17 protein-coding genes and 1 riboswitch are annotated in these 15,475 nt (G+C 35.8%); of the genes, 11 read left to right on the plus strand and 6 right to left on the minus strand.

Going from position 1 to position 15,475, the window contains the following annotated elements:
* The first annotated feature begins 237 nt into the window (after positions 1-237).
* Positions 238-936, plus strand: coding sequence for an XAC2610-related protein (locus SFA27_RS06355; RefSeq protein WP_047379481.1), 699 nt, complete (start codon positions 238-240; stop codon positions 934-936).
* 1 nt (position 937) lies between these two features.
* The gene (locus tag SFA27_RS06360; RefSeq protein ID WP_047378508.1) at positions 938-1,528 is read left to right on the plus strand and encodes an HD domain-containing protein; all 591 of its coding nucleotides are present in this window, start codon (positions 938-940) and stop codon (positions 1,526-1,528) included.
* A 57-nt stretch (positions 1,529-1,585) separates the two neighbouring features.
* Here SFA27_RS06360 and SFA27_RS06365 read toward each other — a convergent pair whose 3' ends face one another.
* Together SFA27_RS06365 and SFA27_RS06370 are read right to left on the minus strand one after the other, a co-directional pair.
* Complete coding sequence (locus SFA27_RS06365; protein ID WP_002977578.1) at positions 1,586-1,969, minus strand: acyl-CoA thioesterase; 384 nt, start codon at positions 1,967-1,969, stop codon at positions 1,586-1,588.
* A gap of 117 nt (positions 1,970-2,086) precedes the next feature.
* A riboswitch (cobalamin riboswitch) is annotated at positions 2,087-2,267 on the minus strand.
* Between the two features lie 33 nt (positions 2,268-2,300).
* A complete protein-coding gene (locus tag SFA27_RS06370) occupies positions 2,301-3,101 on the minus strand; it encodes a hypothetical protein (protein ID WP_047378505.1) in 801 nt (266 codons plus the stop codon).
* A 220-nt stretch (positions 3,102-3,321) separates the two neighbouring features.
* Between SFA27_RS06370 and SFA27_RS06375 the strand changes: the two genes are divergently transcribed.
* Positions 3,322-4,425 (plus strand): GEVED domain-containing protein, encoded by a 1,104-nt coding sequence (locus tag SFA27_RS06375; protein WP_407297098.1) that lies wholly within the window; start codon positions 3,322-3,324, stop codon positions 4,423-4,425.
* 82 nt (positions 4,426-4,507) lie between these two features.
* On the opposite strand, the gene SFA27_RS06380 is transcribed toward SFA27_RS06375, so the two are convergent.
* Positions 4,508-6,655, minus strand: coding sequence for an endonuclease MutS2 (locus SFA27_RS06380; protein WP_407297100.1), 2,148 nt, complete (start codon positions 6,653-6,655; stop codon positions 4,508-4,510).
* A gap of 337 nt (positions 6,656-6,992) precedes the next feature.
* On the opposite strand from SFA27_RS06380, the gene SFA27_RS06385 reads away from it, so the two are divergent.
* Genes SFA27_RS06385 through SFA27_RS06395 form a run of 3 tightly spaced genes read left to right on the plus strand, consistent with a single transcriptional unit; the run spans position 6,993 to position 9,248 of the window.
* Positions 6,993-7,511, plus strand: coding sequence for a GNAT family N-acetyltransferase (locus tag SFA27_RS06385; RefSeq protein ID WP_407297102.1), 519 nt, complete (start codon positions 6,993-6,995; stop codon positions 7,509-7,511).
* A 50-nt stretch (positions 7,512-7,561) separates the two neighbouring features.
* A complete protein-coding gene (locus tag SFA27_RS06390) occupies positions 7,562-8,566 on the plus strand; it encodes an acyltransferase family protein (protein ID WP_407297104.1) in 1,005 nt (334 codons plus the stop codon).
* A gap of 40 nt (positions 8,567-8,606) precedes the next feature.
* A complete protein-coding gene (locus SFA27_RS06395) occupies positions 8,607-9,248 on the plus strand; it encodes a uracil-DNA glycosylase (protein ID WP_047378498.1) in 642 nt (213 codons plus the stop codon).
* Here the strand turns inward: SFA27_RS06395 and SFA27_RS06400 are convergent.
* From SFA27_RS06400 to SFA27_RS06410, 3 genes are all read right to left on the minus strand, one after another.
* A complete protein-coding gene (locus SFA27_RS06400; protein ID WP_407297106.1) occupies positions 9,235-9,744 on the minus strand; it encodes a hypothetical protein in 510 nt (169 codons plus the stop codon). The two genes, SFA27_RS06395 and SFA27_RS06400, sit on opposite strands and share 14 nt — an antisense overlap.
* Positions 9,745-9,761: 17 nt before the next feature.
* Entirely contained in the window at positions 9,762-10,253 is a 492-nt protein-coding gene (locus SFA27_RS06405; RefSeq protein ID WP_047378496.1) for a DUF456 domain-containing protein, read from the minus strand.
* A gap of 75 nt (positions 10,254-10,328) precedes the next feature.
* Positions 10,329-11,516, minus strand: a complete 1,188-nt coding sequence (locus SFA27_RS06410) for a carboxypeptidase-like regulatory domain-containing protein (protein ID WP_407297108.1) — start codon at positions 11,514-11,516, stop codon at positions 10,329-10,331.
* A gap of 272 nt (positions 11,517-11,788) precedes the next feature.
* Here SFA27_RS06410 and SFA27_RS06415 point away from each other — a divergent pair, with 272 nt between their 5' ends.
* From SFA27_RS06415 to SFA27_RS06435, 5 genes are all read left to right on the plus strand, one after another.
* Positions 11,789-13,057, plus strand: a complete 1,269-nt coding sequence (locus tag SFA27_RS06415; RefSeq protein WP_047378495.1) for a mechanosensitive ion channel family protein — start codon at positions 11,789-11,791, stop codon at positions 13,055-13,057.
* Positions 13,058-13,222: 165 nt separating this feature from the next.
* Complete coding sequence (locus SFA27_RS06420) at positions 13,223-13,942, plus strand: pyridoxine 5'-phosphate synthase (RefSeq protein ID WP_047378493.1); 720 nt, start codon at positions 13,223-13,225, stop codon at positions 13,940-13,942.
* Positions 13,943-14,045: 103 nt separating this feature from the next.
* Positions 14,046-14,825, plus strand: coding sequence for an alpha/beta fold hydrolase (locus tag SFA27_RS06425; RefSeq protein WP_407297111.1), 780 nt, complete (start codon positions 14,046-14,048; stop codon positions 14,823-14,825).
* Positions 14,826-14,939: 114 nt separating this feature from the next.
* The gene (locus SFA27_RS06430) at positions 14,940-15,176 is read left to right on the plus strand and encodes a microviridin/marinostatin family tricyclic proteinase inhibitor (RefSeq protein WP_047378491.1); all 237 of its coding nucleotides are present in this window, start codon (positions 14,940-14,942) and stop codon (positions 15,174-15,176) included.
* 49 nt (positions 15,177-15,225) lie between these two features.
* Complete coding sequence (locus tag SFA27_RS06435) at positions 15,226-15,450, plus strand: microviridin/marinostatin family tricyclic proteinase inhibitor (RefSeq protein ID WP_047378489.1); 225 nt, start codon at positions 15,226-15,228, stop codon at positions 15,448-15,450.
* Positions 15,451-15,475 lie beyond the last annotated feature (25 nt).

Raw genomic sequence — 15,475 nt, forward strand, 5'->3', positions numbered from 1 at the left:
CTCATTACCCATAATATAGCCCCGATAGCAGCGGTTACCCCACAGTGGTTTGGGTTTAGTAAGGAGCGAGGAGTATGAGTGTATAGCGGGAACAGCTTCTTATCACTGAATACTCTTTCATTTAAAGGCTGTTAAAATGTTTCAAATCCTTACAGATAATAAGGTTGGAATTTTGAGATCGGTATTATGATTCGTATTTTTGTTAGGAAAAAAACACCTAAATCATTTACTTTTACCATGAATTTATTCAATAAGTATAAGCATTTACCTGCTTTTGTTTTACTTGGGCCAGCATGTTTTGGGCAATATCAGTTTGAGGTTAAAAATGCTTCAAAGAATTATGATGCCATTATTCAGGTAGAAAATTGCTATGATGACAGATGTAGCGGAAAAGGAACTGTAGAGTTGTTTGATCACAAAAATACAAAGATACAGACTTTTGCATCGGATGATCTGGTATTGGAAACAGATCAGGCTGAAAAACCCAAGCTTGGAAAAATGATCCAGCTGACGAATAAACAAAACTCAGTAATCATAAATGATTTTAATTTTGATGGAACAGAAGATATAGCGGTAAGGAACGGAAATATGGGAAACTATAGTGCAGCTTCCTATGATGTTTATGTGTTCAACAGTACAAGAATGGCATTTGTGAAGAGTAAAGAACTTACGGATCTTGCATCCAGTTCCCTTGATATTTTTGATGTTGATGTCCAACGTAAACGCTTGATCTCCTATGGAAAATCCGGCTGCTGTGATATTTTTACCACTGAATATGCAGTTATTCCCAATAAAGGGCTTGATAAAGTCTTTGAAAAAGAAGAAGACATGACGGTAGAAGGCCGCGTGAAAGTAATCACTAAAGAAAAGATCAATAATAAATGGGTAACCAAAACAAAGGTGTATCCTTCAGAACAATATAATAGAGAAAAGTAAGATGAAAATTCAGAAAGAGATTGATTTTATCCTGGCAGTGGATGCCTTGAAAAATGTACAGCGAAGAAATTATAATGCTGACGATTCCCGAAGAGAGAATACTGCAGAACACTCCTGGCAGATCATCATTCTGGCTCAGATCCTTTATCCATATGCTAAAAACCGTGCAGATATTGATCTGTTGAGAGTGATAAGAATGCTTTCCATTCATGATTTGGTAGAGATAGAAGCTGGAGACACCTTTATTTTTGATGAAAAAGCAATGGTAGGGAAGTTTGACAGAGAGAAGGTATCTGCCCAAAAGATTTTCGGAATCCTGGATGAACCTTTGCGTACAGAGTTTTTTAATCTATGGCTTGAGTTTGAAGATGAGAAAACTCCTGATGCTATTTTTGCCTGTGGGATTGACAGAATTATGCCATTTATCTTAAATTCCCATACTTCAGGAAAAAGCTGGACGGAAGCCGGAGTAACAGAAAAACAAATCCGAAATATGCTTGAAAATGCGATCAACAGAGCATCGGATGAAATGGGAGAGGCCTTTGAATTTTTATTAAGCAGAAGTCTGGAAACAGAAAAAGTTGTGAAATAAAATTAATGAAAATAGAATAAGCTTCGGGCGGCCAAAGGCCGCCCGAAGCTATATTATTTATAGTATCTGGATTGGTTTCTTGAATTCATCGATCGCTACAAAAGTAAAATCACCTACAATGGCTTTTTCTCTTTCGTAAGAGTACATTTGTTCAGTGTAAATTTCAACGTTTACTTTCATACTGGTTTTTCCAACGTATGAAACTTTCCCGATCAGTTCCACAATAGTTCCGGCTGGAATAGGTTTCTTGAAATCGATCTTGTCACTGCTCACCGTTACCACTCTTTTTCTGGCAAATCTGGTAGCGGTAATAAAAGCTACTTCGTCCATCAGCTGCATAGCCGTACCACCAAAAAGGGTATCGTAATGATTGGTTGTGTTAGGGAAAACCGCTTTAAAGATTCTGGTTTCGGATGCTTCAATTCTTTCTTCTGTAGTCATATATCATTATTAATTAAAGCGAAATGAAAACGATATTAAAACAACAGAATAATGACAGGAACTTAGAGAACCCCTGAAACAATCCATCAGATCAATACAACTTCAAATCGCGAAAGTTATTTGTTTAAAGAAACAGGCAGGTCTCCTGACTTGTAACATCTTTTATCTCCTTCCCATGCCTCGCACAGTGGATCTTTGATAAAGATTTCAGTTACTTACAGTTGCGCGACAGTCCGTGATTTTCACACGGTTCCCTTTTAATCTGCAGTGATGCAGAACCAATTTCTGTGATGAATAAGCGTAAAACTTTTCAGGTGCAAAAGTAGCGAATTTATTCCGGATTATGGTAAATAATCTGGCTGATTACTCTTCCTTTCTTAATCGTCCAAAGAGTGGTGTATCTGTTTTCTCCTGAACCATTTATCATATAAAGGAAAATATTGTCAGAGTCAAGGGACGTTACTCCAATGTTCTCAAAATCCATGGTTGGCTGGAACATATTTTTGATGGCTTCTCTTACAAAAACAGATCCTCTTCCGGGCTGTTGTACTCTGATTGATTTGATTTCAGTCATTCCTTCGGGAAGGTCATTTCCGATTCCCCAGGGCTTTACTTTATCAATGGTAAGAATTTTTCCTTCTGCATCTTTTTCTTTTTTACGGTATCCAGCATTGGAAGGATAAATATCAATTACTACTTTGCTTCTTTGTGCAGTAGGGATTTTAGGATCAGAATTATCTGTGAAAATGAGAGATCTTCCGTTTTTAGATTTGGATGGAGTATAGGCGGGAAGCTGGTCTACATATGCAATACGCCCTTTATTAACCATTCCTTCTTTATCAAGAGTTTCATAACGTACAAAAGGTTTGTCATCATCCTGTTTCTCCGGATATTTGATCCAGATCCATTCCGTTTCTCCCGGAGCCGGTTTTACATAAACAAATACATCTCCTTTACGCATACGGATCTTGTCTACAATTTTTCGATAGTCGTCTTTATGTACACGTACGTTGGCATATCCTTCTTCAGCTTTTACAACTCCAAAAGGAACTTTAGTCTGCCCTTTTACAAAAGCTATAGATAAAATACTGAAAGCGGATAAATAGAATGCTTTGTTTATAAAAGTCATCATGAAATTTTTTTGATCCTCAAATATATAAATTAAATGCTTTTCGGAAGATAATTATAACGTAGCAGTTTATTAAATCTTGTATTGGTTTTCAGTTGATCCTATAAAATGATGCCTTAGCCATAATATTTTATGAAAGAAATAAGTGATAATAAATAAGTTAAATGTAAATCATATTCAAAAAAATGACTTATTTTTCAAGAGAATTTTAAAACTAATAAACATGACAAAAAAACTACTTTATGTATGCTCTTTTATTTTGGGAATTTCCAGCTTTCAGGCAGAAAATAAAATAGAAACAGAATTAAAATCATTATTTTACTGTGATACGAATGCTCCCACCGGTGTTCAGATGTCCAATATAACCCTTACCTCCGGAACCGTTACCTGGACGGCCGATCCTGATACCCCGAATAATTTTATCAGATACAGATTACCCGGAACTACTACCTGGATGGTGGCTACTCCTGTACCTGGGCAAAATTCATTTACTATTACGAATCTACAGCCTTGTACAGTGTATGAAGTACAGGTAGCAAAAGTATGCACTACCCAGGGAATGTGGTCGAACCCTATATTTTTTGCAACATCACTCAATTATTGCACTACTGCCTCTATAGATGCAACAATGGTATATATATCCAATGTAACGGTAAGTTCAACGGGAATGACAGCTCCAATGGTGAGCAACTCCGGAGCTTCCAACTATATTGATTACAGAACTGATGTAGACCGAAGAATTAAATTTTTAGCAGGAAGCGTAGGAAATACGCTTTCAGTGAGTAATACATGGACTGGCACACCAAGTCCTATCACTGTAACAGCATGGATAGATATTAATGGCAATGGTGTTTTTGATTCTAATGAAAGAATACTGGTTGCGAATAATGTGACCTCAACAGCTCCGGTTGTAACCACATTTTCTATTCCTGGTTATCCTACATTGCCAAACTCTGTAATTAATGGTTGCGGACTTGTGATGAGGGTAATGTGCAGACAGGAAGTGCCTGCGGATGCCTGTGGTTCATTTACCTATGGAGAAGTTGAGGATTATGGTATAAACTTTCTTAACCCTACACTGGCAGTAAACGAAGCCGGTAAATCGGCAAAACCTGAAATTTATCCAAATCCGGCATCCGATGTTTTAAATATCTCCGGAATTTCAGAAGCAACGGATTATGAAATTTATAATGTATTGGGGCAGAAAACAAGTGAAGGAAAAGTTTCCGATCATAAAGTAAGCCTTAGTAATTTATCCGAAGGAATTTATTTTATTCAGCTGAAAGATAAAAATAGTGCAATCCGGTTAAAATTCATTAAGAAATAAAATAAAAAAGAGAGAGTATCATTGGGTACTCTCTCTTAGTATTTGCGTAAAATGAGTTCTTTTTAAACTCACTTCAGATTACTTAAATTCTCTCAAGTTCATCTGCATTAATCGTAGTCTTGAAGGTTCCATAATTAACAATCACCTTGTTTCTGGAAATCTTTTCAATAGTTCCCACACTGGTGCTTCCTGTAATACGAACACGCTGTCCGATCTTCATCCAGATAGCGCGGTCACTTTTACGTTGTTCTTCCAGTTTTTCATTGGTTTCTGCAATTTTTTCAATGACTTCCTCTTTTTTCAGCTGTTGAGTAATTTTTCTCTTAACAACCTGCAGGCGTTTTGTTTCATCCTTATCATGACCTAATTTCCTGAATTTCTCCTGTTCAAGAAGTTTTACAAAGTCTTTTACAACATCCTTTCTGGATTTTCCTTTTGTATAACTGTCGATGAACGTTTCAATTTTATTACCAAACTGAAGCTTGCGGTGTTCCTCTTCATATAGTTTCTGGAAATTGAACAGTTTCTGCTGGAGCTGGTCATTCAGCTTCTGAAGATTATCACGTTTATCTTCTACAGATTCTTTTCTTTCTGCAAGATCGGATTTCAGTTTTTCAACTTCAAATTTCTCCTGCTGCAGCTTTACAATAGTCTTGTCGAGATTAACGATATCATGCTCTACCTTTTTCTTGGCAGAATGGATAATAAATCTTGGAATTTTATTCTTTTCTGCAACTTCAAAAGTAAATGAACTTCCTGCCTGGCCTACTTCCAGTTTATACATCGGCTCCAGTGTTTCTTCATTGAAGAGCATTGCTGCGTTCTGAGCATTGGGAAGCTGTTCTATCACCAGTTTAATGTTGGTGTAGTGAGTGGTAATAATGGCAAAACTCTTTTTGTCATAGAAAAACTCCATGAAACTTTCTGCCAGCGCACCTCCAAGTTCCGGATCAGAACCGGTACCGAATTCATCAATCAACAGAAGGGTATGGGCATCTGCCTCACGGATGATTCCGGACATTTTCTTCAATCTAGATGAATAGGTTGACAGATGATTTTCAATGGATTGATTATCACCAATGTCAGTCATGATCTTTTCAAAGAAAAACATTTCAGATTTGGGATGAACCGGAACCAGAATACCGCTCTGAATCATCAGCTGTAATAATCCTACCGTTTTAAGGGTAATTGATTTTCCACCGGCATTAGGTCCGGAAATACAGATAATCCTGTTATGTTCCGTTAAAGAAAGAGTCTGAGGATGGATCGTTTTATTCTCTACTTTATTTCTCAACCATAGCAATGGATGGTAAGCGTCTTTAAGTTTCAATGTCTTATGACGGTTGATCTTTGGAAGAATTCCGTTCACTAAATCAGCAAATTTAGCTTTCGCTCTTGTAAGATCCAGATCAAAAATATACACCTGATATCTCCATAGCTGAGGTTGAAACTCTGCCAGTTCGGCAGTAAGCTGTCGGAGAACTTTGTCAATTTCTTTTTTCTCTTCTTCCTCACTTTCACGAAGTTTGAAGTAATGCTTTACAACACTGTCCGGCTGAATGTAGGTAATGGAACCTGTTTTGGAGATTCCCAGCGTTCTTCCGGCTACTCTTTTTTTGAATCCTGATTTTACAGCCAGAACCCTTTGGTCATCAATAATTGTTTCCCGGATATCATCCAAAAAATCATTCTGTCCATAGGTGGTGAGTGCACGGTTGAAATTTTCCTGAATTGCTTTTTTAGCAAGCTGGATTTCAGTTCTCAAGCCTTTCAAAGCCGGAGAAGCTTCACTTTTTACCTCACCAAAACGGTTGAAAACCTTATCTACTTTATCAATGATCTCCTTTCTGAATTCCAGTACAGAAACTTCCTCTAATAAAGTAGGAAATGTTTCGGGCATGGTGGGGAAGAACTTCTGCAGTTTTCCGATCTGTTCCGTGATGGTTTTTATTTTGATGAAAGCAGCATTTTCCAGGCGGTAGTTCTCAATCAGCATCAATTTCAGCTCACTTTCGATATCTTCATATTCATCAAACGGAATCGCATTTGAACTTTCAAAACTTGACAGATATTCTGATGTTTTTTTTAACGAAAGTTCCGCCTCGTCTATTTCCATTGGGCGAAGTTGAAGAATTTTTTCTCTTGTTTTCGGAGAATACGCAAATGGGGAGATTTCCGCGAGCAATTGCGGAAACTCTAATTCGTCTAAATCTTCTTTATTTATATACACACTGCAAATTTAGTGAGAATTTTGATTATTACGTATATCTGAGAGATTTACAGAATAAATTAACTGGAATTTGATGATATAATTGTTTCTTCTTTGAAACTTTTAGAATCAAAAAATAAGATCAATTTACTTAAACACAAAGTTTTTATTACTAAATCTTATTCCTTTAAAGAGGTAAAGAATGCAATCAATGAAATTGATTCTTTCTAAGCGTATGTATAATGATAATGTTTCATCAGCACTTAGCCGCACTTCTTTACTCACTCAAATAAGTAATAGAATCCAATAACCTTTGCGTTTAAGTAATTGATGATATTCTTTTCATTAAATTTGAAATATGAAATTGGAAACTCCAAGATTGATTTTAAAAGGAATCAATGAAAGCTATACAGAAGATATTTTAAAAATCCGAGGTAATCCGGAGGTCAATAAATTTGTGAAAAGGGTTTCACCAAAGACAAACTATGATGCTCTTCAGTTTATTTTAACGATTAAGCAGAGAACTCAAAATAATCAGACGGTCTATTGGGGAATTTCCCTGAAAGATCAGCCGAACCTTATTGGAACAATCTGTCTTTGGAATTTTTCTGAAGACCGGACAACAGCAGAAGTCGGTTATGAGTTATTGCCGGAATATCATAGGAAGGGAATTATGTCTGAAGCTTTAAAAGCGGTTTTGAATTTTGGTTTTAATGAATTGCATTTACAGGAAATTGTTGCGATTACCAATACATTGAACGAAAATTCAAAAGGACTTCTTGTGAAGCATGATTTTATTTTGCTGGAGGGAAAGAAAGATGAAGGGTTTCCGGATAACATTATTTTTAGTTTAAAAAGACCGTCTGGTAATAGCTGATATAAAATCTAACAGGTTTTCTCTATCTTTATCGCCGATTGAAATTGCATATGAAAAATGAAATAAAATCTTTAACGGGACTCAGAGGGATTGTTGCATTATGGGTTGCGTTTTTTCATTTCAGTTTTTTTCGGAATGAATTTATTCAGGATGTAGTAGGAAAGGGATATGTGGCAGTTGATATTTTTTTTGTGTTAAGTGCTTTTTTACTGACGGTGTCTTATTCTGGGAAGTTTAAAGATTTGAATTATAGATCAATAGAGGTTTTTTATAAAAAAAGAATCAATAGAATTTATCCTGTATATATTGTATCAGTTATTTTTATTGCATTGTTTTTAATGAAGACTTCTATAGCAGGATTCCTGATTAATGCGACTTTACTGCAATGCTTTTTTAATCCTGATTATCTGCTGAATGTTGTCTATTGGTCACTCAGCACAGAATGGGTTTGCTATTTAATATTCCCTTTTATGTTATGGCTTGTCCTGTACTATAAAATACGCAGCGAAATTTTAATTATCATAAGTTTGATTTTGAGGTTGATGCTTCCCTATTTTCCCGGCCATTTGTATATAGGTTCAGAAACCCCGATTGAAGTAGAGGATTCACCAAGATACCTTGATCTTCCTTATGGCCTTGTTTCCCTTCTGAGAACAGTATCTTCCTATTTTCTTGGAATTGGGGTTGCTCTTTTACCACCATTTAAAATGAAGAAAGGTAATTTCGTTATTTATATCATTCTCCTGTTGTTTGTATCTATGTTGTTTGTTGAAAAAGGAGTATTGTTTATTCCCTTATTATCTGCGTTTATAATAAAATACCTGTATGAAGGGAATCAGAATTATCTAAAGATATTTTTAGAAACCAAAGCAGTGTATTTCTTAGGAAATATTTCTTACTCATTATATATCATCCATTATATTGTAAAAAAACAGGATTTCGTTATTGTAAACTCTTATCATCTCAATAATATACTATTAATAGCTTTCTCTATATTACTCTCTTACTTCTCATATATGCTGATTGAAAGAAAATTCAGGATATTTAAAGTATAAGGAGGTTCTTGTTTTATTTTAATATTATTATTTTTGCACTATGACCTGGACAGAAATTTTAGCCCCGATAAAGAGTACGGAATACTTTACAACCCTTTGGGAGAAAGTAAAGAATGAATATGCAACGACGAAAGTTTTTCCTCCAAAAAATCAGATTTTCAGAGCACTGGAACTGACGGCTTTTGATGATGTTGAGGTTGTTATTATTGGTCAGGATCCTTACCATAATGATTTTCAGGCCAATGGTTTGTGCTTTTCTGTTTCTGAGCAGGTTACTGCACCGCCATCACTTAAGAATATTTTTATTGAGTTAAAAGATGATTTAGGAGTGGTAAGAACTTCCAAAGAATTAGATGACTGGGGAAGACAAGGTGTTTTGCTATTGAATGCAACGTTAACGGTTCGTGCTCATTCACCTAATTCCCATAAAGATCTGGGTTGGGAAAAATTCACCAATTTTATTATTAAAGAAATTTCGGATAAAAAAGAGAATGTGGTGTTTGTACTGTGGGGCGCTTTTGCACAAAAAAAAGCCGAACTCATAGATCCGGCTAAGCATTTTATTCTGAAATCGGCACACCCTTCACCATTTTCCGTGTACAGAGGATTTTTTGGAAGTAAGCCTTTCTCAAAAATTAATGAATATCTTGTTTCCAAAGGCAAGAAACCTATTTCGTGGTAGAATCTGTTGATCTGCCTGCCTTTTTTATCGTAATTCCGATTTTATATTTTCCGGCTAATGCTTTTGCTCCGTCCTGTTGTTTTGGATAAGGAGCAACATCTTGTAAGGTAATGGTATACCCATTGAATTCTGCTGACTGGAGATAATTTCTTCCCGGATAATCTGCACTTGCAAGGTTCAGAATCATTGGCCGGGTAGACGTTCCCATTACTTCCACCTGAGCAAGAGCGACTCCGGCCCAGATACAGTTGACTCCTTCAGGGCAGCGGCTGTCTTCAGAAACCCCTTTGAACGTTACATTCATCTGGTATTCTCTTAAAAACTTATTTTCTCCTTCATTCAGGTATATAACACCATCTTTCTGATTGTCAGTGCTTGTTATTTTTGTACCTGCAGGCATTTCAGTAGTTTTTGTATTAATCTTAGCTTTCTTTTGGGCATCGCATCCTGTTAATGCAAAAATTCCCAGACTGAGTATGATAACTTTATGGAACATAGTTTCTTATATTTTAATTAAATAACGTTAAACATATTAAGAAGTACTACCAAAAACATTGCCACTCCTACTACAAAACTGAATCCGGTTCCATAAATGAATCCAATCAGTGCTCCTTTGGTAGATTGTAAGGCTTTATTCATATCCTTGCTGTCATGAAGTAATTCACCAATAAACACACCTGCAAACATTCCTACAAGGAAGCCTAATGGAATTGGAATAAATATCCCTACAATGGTTCCAATTACAGAACCGATACTTCCCCAGCGTGTACCTCCATATTTTCTATTGGTTTTTGCCGGAATGACATAGCTTAGGACTATAGAAGCTAATGTAAGAATTCCGAATGCCCAGATATAAATCATTGGAAGATCTGCATCCGTCCCGAATTTATAGATCAGGAGCCCGCAGATACTCAGCAGCAACCCTGGTAAAACAGGAAGAAAAGTTCCCAATATCCCTACAAACAGAAGAATAAGGCAGAAAATATTAATAATTGTTGTATCCATTCTTTAAAATATAGATGCAATATAAAAAAAGTGGCCTTATAAAAGACCACTTTGAGAACGAGTTATAAAATTTTATTACAAATTTAAGATTACGTATTCCAGTATCGGGCCTGCTTTTCCGATATTTCCGCTTGCGTGGTTATGGAATGTAGTATAGTAGATATTTCCGCTGCTGGAATTTCCGGAACAAGGTCCCATGGTATCTCCATGTGCCTGATGAGCATTCCATGCATTCTGATTGATGGTAATGGTAATATTATTTCCGCTTGCTATGTGATGGCAGATCGTGATATGGTTATTGTTTAAAGATGTTCCTACAGGAGTTTGCGGAGCTGAAGGGTTTGTATAATGTCCTGTTCTTATCATCAGTGGCTCATTGCCTTTCTGTACAAGAACATCCCAGAATGCAGGATCATAGTTCATGATTTTTTCCCACGCACCCATATCATATTGAATATCCAATGTATTAAACCCTAATGCAGTTGCCAAAGCAGTGTTTGAAACGTTACAGCCCATATAAGTGGTGGCTGCTCCTGTATCTTGCAGGCAAAGAAGATTATCATTGATGAAACCACCGGGAGCATTACAGCTTACAGTATTTGTATTTCCTCCTACCAGATAAGCCGAAGCCCAGTCTGAACTGTAAAGACTTCCGCCATTGCTTACAAAAGTAGAAAGATTACTATATACATTATTGTCATTGCTTGGCATCGAAGTACCTGTTTGGGCATAAGTACGGGATCCGCAGTTCAGGAAAATAATATCATACTGGGAAATCGTATTGATGTTTTTTAAATCCTGATAAGTAATTTCAGTTGCAGCATATCCAAGAGAACTTATAATAGCTTCAATTTCATCATAGCTTCCTTTTATATAAGCCATTTTTGCGATTTGGTCCAACTTTGAATCCGTTGCAGCTACAGTAACTGTTTCATTCTTTTTAATTGTAACCGGAACCTCGGATCTGAAATTTTTACCGTTACCAGTCTGAATGTGAAGTGTTGTCTTGCCTTCAGGAGCTGTTAAGCTGAAGGTACCATCGGCATTGGAATAGGTATGGTAAATATTGCTTTGGCTGTCAGTAGTGAATACGAGAGCTCCTCCAATGGGTTTGGTGCCGTTTTTTGCAAATACTTTGCCTTCCACTTTTCCTGTGGAAACTACCTGAGTAGGATTTTCTTCAGGAGAAACAGTGTCGTCTCCTTTACAATTAGCTAGGAGCAGAAGGCTGCATAGCATGATTAACAAGTAATTTTGTTTCATATTTAGTTGATTTTGATGGGTTTAGTTTTAATCAAATTTAATAAAATTTTAATATTAAAACATTAAAAATGTAATTTATTTTAATATTTTTCATTTAAATACGTTGTTTGTAGTTTGTTTTTCAATTGCAATGTGGGTCTGTAAAGGATTCAATATTTTTTAATGTAATTGTTTAAAAAAATTGATTAAATATTTCCCAATGAATACTTTTTGGGATGAAAATTGATTGAGAATAGTAAAATGATGATTCTTAATTTCATAAATTTGCTGTAATGAATGACCAGTTACAAGAAACTAAAAACTTTATACAGGAACTAAGCGAGCAGCTTTACATCTATATTACCCAGATATCACCCTCCGGGTTGGACTGGGTTTTTCATATCATTGTAAAACTGAGTTTACTTCTTGTCCTGTTTTTTATTACTGATTTTGTTTTTAAATTCATCATTAATTCGGTCTTCAGGTTATTTCATAATGAACAGAAATTCCCCATCTTAAAATCTATTTATCAGGCCAAAATCACTAATTCTGTAGCGCATTTTGCTGCCCTGATTGCTGTTGCCGGAATCCAGGGATCTATATTTCCGGAAAATGCACTGCCGAAGACAACCATTTTTATAATAAGATGTATCAATCTGGGGTTGGTATTGATACTAGCAGGAATGCTCTACAGATCACTGACAGCTTTCAGGAATTATTTCAGCATTAAACAGGATTTTTACAAAATTATGGCGCTTAATGCCATTTCAGAAACCGTAAAGATTTTAGGACTCTTCATATTTACAGTCGTAGGATTCTGTGTGATTTTTGGGATCAAAGGAACAACTATTGTAGGAAGTCTTGGGGCTATTACTGCTGTTTTGGTATTGGTTTTCAGAGATACAATCTTAGGATTTGTAACAGGTCTTCATGTCGCCACTTCTAAAAATTTAAAAGTAGGAGATTGGGTAAGCATTCCCAAATACAGTATTGAAGGGAATATTACGGAAATCAATCTTTTGACAACCAAAATTACTAATTTTGATAAAACGGTTTCCACCATTCCTACTTATGATCTGATGACCACTGAGATCAAAAATATGCAGGTGATGTCTGAGTCTAACACCAGAAGAATAAAAAAATCCATTTACTTTAACATCAATTCTTTTAAGTTTCTGACTGATGAAGATGTTGAGCGTTTAAAGGAGATTAACCTGATTTCAGACTATCTGGAAGAAAGAACATCAGAGATCAAAAAAGAGAAAGAAAGCCTTGAGCACAAAGATAAGATCGTAAATGGGAGACAGCTTACCAATATTGGCGTTTTCAGATATTATGCACAGAAATACATTGAAAATGATCCCGATATAGATAAAAACGGCACCCGAATGGTACGTCAGCTGGACATTACTCCTCAAGGGCTGCCTCTTGAAGTATATTGCTTTGCCAATGATTCCAAATGGGAACGTTTTGAACAGATACAGGCAGATATTTTTGACCATTTACTGGTAGCATCCAAAGAATTTGAACTTCAGGTGATGCAGGTAAGCATTAAAGTATAGAAGCCAGAAACCAGATATTAGAAGCTAAGCTTCTTTACAACTGATATCCAGATCAAATAATAAGTATAAAATTTAATAATGGTATAGAGAAGTATACTAGTGAAATGATAATAGCAATTTGTTATCTAACTTCTAACATCTCATATCTAACATCTAAAATAAAAAATGACAAAACTAAGCGTAAACATTAATAAAATTGCGACGTTAAGAAATGCAAGAGGAGGTGAAACCCCAAGTGTTACAGAGGCTGCTGTAAAAATTCAGGAATTCGGAGGACAGGGAATTACCATCCATCCAAGACCTGATGAAAGGCATATCACAAGAAAAGATGTCTATGATCTGAAGCCGTTGGTTACGACTGAGTTTAATATTGAAGGAAACCCTCATCATAGTTTTATCGATATGGTACTGGAAGTGAAGCCTGAGCAGGTAACTTTAGTGCCGGATGCTGATGATGCCATTACATCCAATGCAGGATGGGACACAAAAAAACATCTTGATTACCTTACAGAGATCATCGCAGAATTTAAAAAGGCAGGTATCCGTACCTCTATTTTCCTGGATCCTTTACCAGAGCTTGTAGAATATGCGGCAAAGACCGGAGCAGACAGAATTGAACTGTACACTGAAGCTTACGCAAAAAATTATCTTACCAATAAAGAACAGGCTATCAAACCTTATTACGACACAGCGGTTGAAGCTACCAATTTCGGATTGGGAATCAATGCAGGTCATGATCTAAGTTTAGAAAACCTGAAATACTTTGCAGATACTATTCCAAACCTGTTGGAAGTATCTATCGGACATGCTTTGGTTTCTGAAGCACTTTATATGGGATTGGAAAACACAGTTCAGGCTTATCTGAAGAGACTGGCAAAATGGTAATTAATAAGAAGCTAGAAGTTAGAGATTAGAAGTTAGTGAAACTTCGTTTCTGATCTCTTATGTTATCTAACTTTTAATTTCTCATATCTAACGTCTAAAAAATATGGAAATCTTAAACTCAAAAATATTCGGCGAAAATTCAACCAATACGCCGCTTCTTGTATTTCACGGATTATTTGGAATGCTTGACAACTGGGGAAGTTTCGGAAAAGATCTGGGAGAATATCTTCCTGTACATCTGATCGACCTTAGAAACCACGGAAGAAGCTTTCATTCAGAAAGTATGTCTCATGATGATCTGGCAGATGATATTGTACACTATATGGATCATTATGGAATTCAGAAAGCTCATGTTTTAGGACATTCTTTAGGAGGAAAAGCGGTGATGCAGTTTGCCATAAAATATCCTGAACGTGTTGAAAAACTGATTGTTGTCGATATTTCACCTAAAGCATATCCGCCACACCACCAGGGAATTATCAAAGCCCTGGAAACTGTTGATTTTAATAAAGTTGGCTCAAGAAATGAAGTGGAAGCAGTTCTTAACCAGTATATTCCTGAAAAATCAACCATACAGTTTTTAACGAAAAACCTGTATTGGGATGAAAATAAAAAACTGGGCTGGAGATTTAATCTTAAAACATTATCTGAAAAATATACTGAATTTGTATCCAATGCTGTTAAATTTGGAGTTTTTGAAGGGGATACATTATTTATAGCAGGGGCAAAATCCAATTATATTCTGCCACAGGATGAATTCGGAATCAAGCAGCAATTTCCTAAAGCTAAGATAGTTACGGTGAAAAATGCTGGGCACTGGGTGCAGGCCGAAAATCCAGTTGATTTTGCAAACGTTGTTAAGGAGTTTCTTGGATTGAATTAATTTTATACTTTATTTTTTGATATTATGTTAAATTTTTATTAAAAAGTAATATTATTTCTCCATGATTTGAATTTTTTGTACTTTGGATTTCCAAAACAATAAAAATATTAACTTATGGAAAACAAAAATTCAAAAAAGAAGCCATTTTTCGCGTCATTCTTAGAAAAACAGGTTAAAGACCCTGAAACAGTAAAAGGAGGAGGTATTACTTCTGTACTTGCAGATCAGATTACGACATCCCTACAGGATCAGATTACTACTCCTCTTAAGGATAATGTTACTAAACCTGATAATGATAATGTAACAATGAAATATCCTTCTGACGGAGATGAGGATGTTTTAGAAGCATAAGAAATATAAAGCATAGGCTAAATTATATATCAAACAAAACTAAAACATTATGAAAAGCAATAACTCAAAGAAGAAACCGTTTTTCGCATCATTTCTGGAAAAACAGGTGAAGGATCCTGAAACTGTAAAAGGAGGAACTGATATTACAATTCCTGAAAGAGACGTGATTACAAAGCCGGCAGTAGACGTTGTAACTTCTCCGAAAGATGATATGATGCACACGCTGAAATATCCATCTGATGGTGATGACGATACAATCACTATTCCACTATAAAATCAGGTAGAATATTAATAAAATA

Source organism: Chryseobacterium sp. HR92, from assembly GCF_045689405.1.
Lineage (GTDB): Bacteria > Bacteroidota > Bacteroidia > Flavobacteriales > Weeksellaceae > Chryseobacterium > Chryseobacterium viscerum_A.

Excerpts from the sequence above, each read along its gene's own strand:
- SFA27_RS06415 (WP_047378495.1), top strand. The coding sequence starts at position 11,789 with ATGAATGACCAGTTACAAGAAACTAAAAACTTTATACAGGAACTAAGC.
- SFA27_RS06420 (WP_047378493.1), top strand. The coding sequence starts at position 13,223 with ATGACAAAACTAAGCGTAAACATTAATAAAATTGCGACGTTAAGAAAT.
- SFA27_RS06360 (WP_047378508.1), top strand. The coding sequence starts at position 938 with ATGAAAATTCAGAAAGAGATTGATTTTATCCTGGCAGTGGATGCCTTG.
- SFA27_RS06375 (WP_407297098.1), top strand. The coding sequence starts at position 3,322 with ATGACAAAAAAACTACTTTATGTATGCTCTTTTATTTTGGGAATTTCC.
- SFA27_RS06395 (WP_047378498.1), top strand. The coding sequence starts at position 8,607 with ATGACCTGGACAGAAATTTTAGCCCCGATAAAGAGTACGGAATACTTT.
- SFA27_RS06405 (WP_047378496.1), bottom strand. The coding sequence starts at position 10,253 with ATGGATACAACAATTATTAATATTTTCTGCCTTATTCTTCTGTTTGTA.
- SFA27_RS06400 (WP_407297106.1), bottom strand. The coding sequence starts at position 9,744 with ATGTTCCATAAAGTTATCATACTCAGTCTGGGAATTTTTGCATTAACA.
- SFA27_RS06365 (WP_002977578.1), bottom strand. The coding sequence starts at position 1,969 with ATGACTACAGAAGAAAGAATTGAAGCATCCGAAACCAGAATCTTTAAA.
- SFA27_RS06425 (WP_407297111.1), top strand. The coding sequence starts at position 14,046 with ATGGAAATCTTAAACTCAAAAATATTCGGCGAAAATTCAACCAATACG.
- SFA27_RS06390 (WP_407297104.1), top strand. The coding sequence starts at position 7,562 with ATGAAAAATGAAATAAAATCTTTAACGGGACTCAGAGGGATTGTTGCA.
- SFA27_RS06435 (WP_047378489.1), top strand. The coding sequence starts at position 15,226 with ATGAAAAGCAATAACTCAAAGAAGAAACCGTTTTTCGCATCATTTCTG.
- SFA27_RS06355 (WP_047379481.1), top strand. The coding sequence starts at position 238 with ATGAATTTATTCAATAAGTATAAGCATTTACCTGCTTTTGTTTTACTT.
- SFA27_RS06385 (WP_407297102.1), top strand. The coding sequence starts at position 6,993 with ATGAAATTGGAAACTCCAAGATTGATTTTAAAAGGAATCAATGAAAGC.
- SFA27_RS06410 (WP_407297108.1), bottom strand. The coding sequence starts at position 11,516 with ATGAAACAAAATTACTTGTTAATCATGCTATGCAGCCTTCTGCTCCTA.
- SFA27_RS06430 (WP_047378491.1), top strand. The coding sequence starts at position 14,940 with ATGGAAAACAAAAATTCAAAAAAGAAGCCATTTTTCGCGTCATTCTTA.
- SFA27_RS06370 (WP_047378505.1), bottom strand. The coding sequence starts at position 3,101 with ATGATGACTTTTATAAACAAAGCATTCTATTTATCCGCTTTCAGTATT.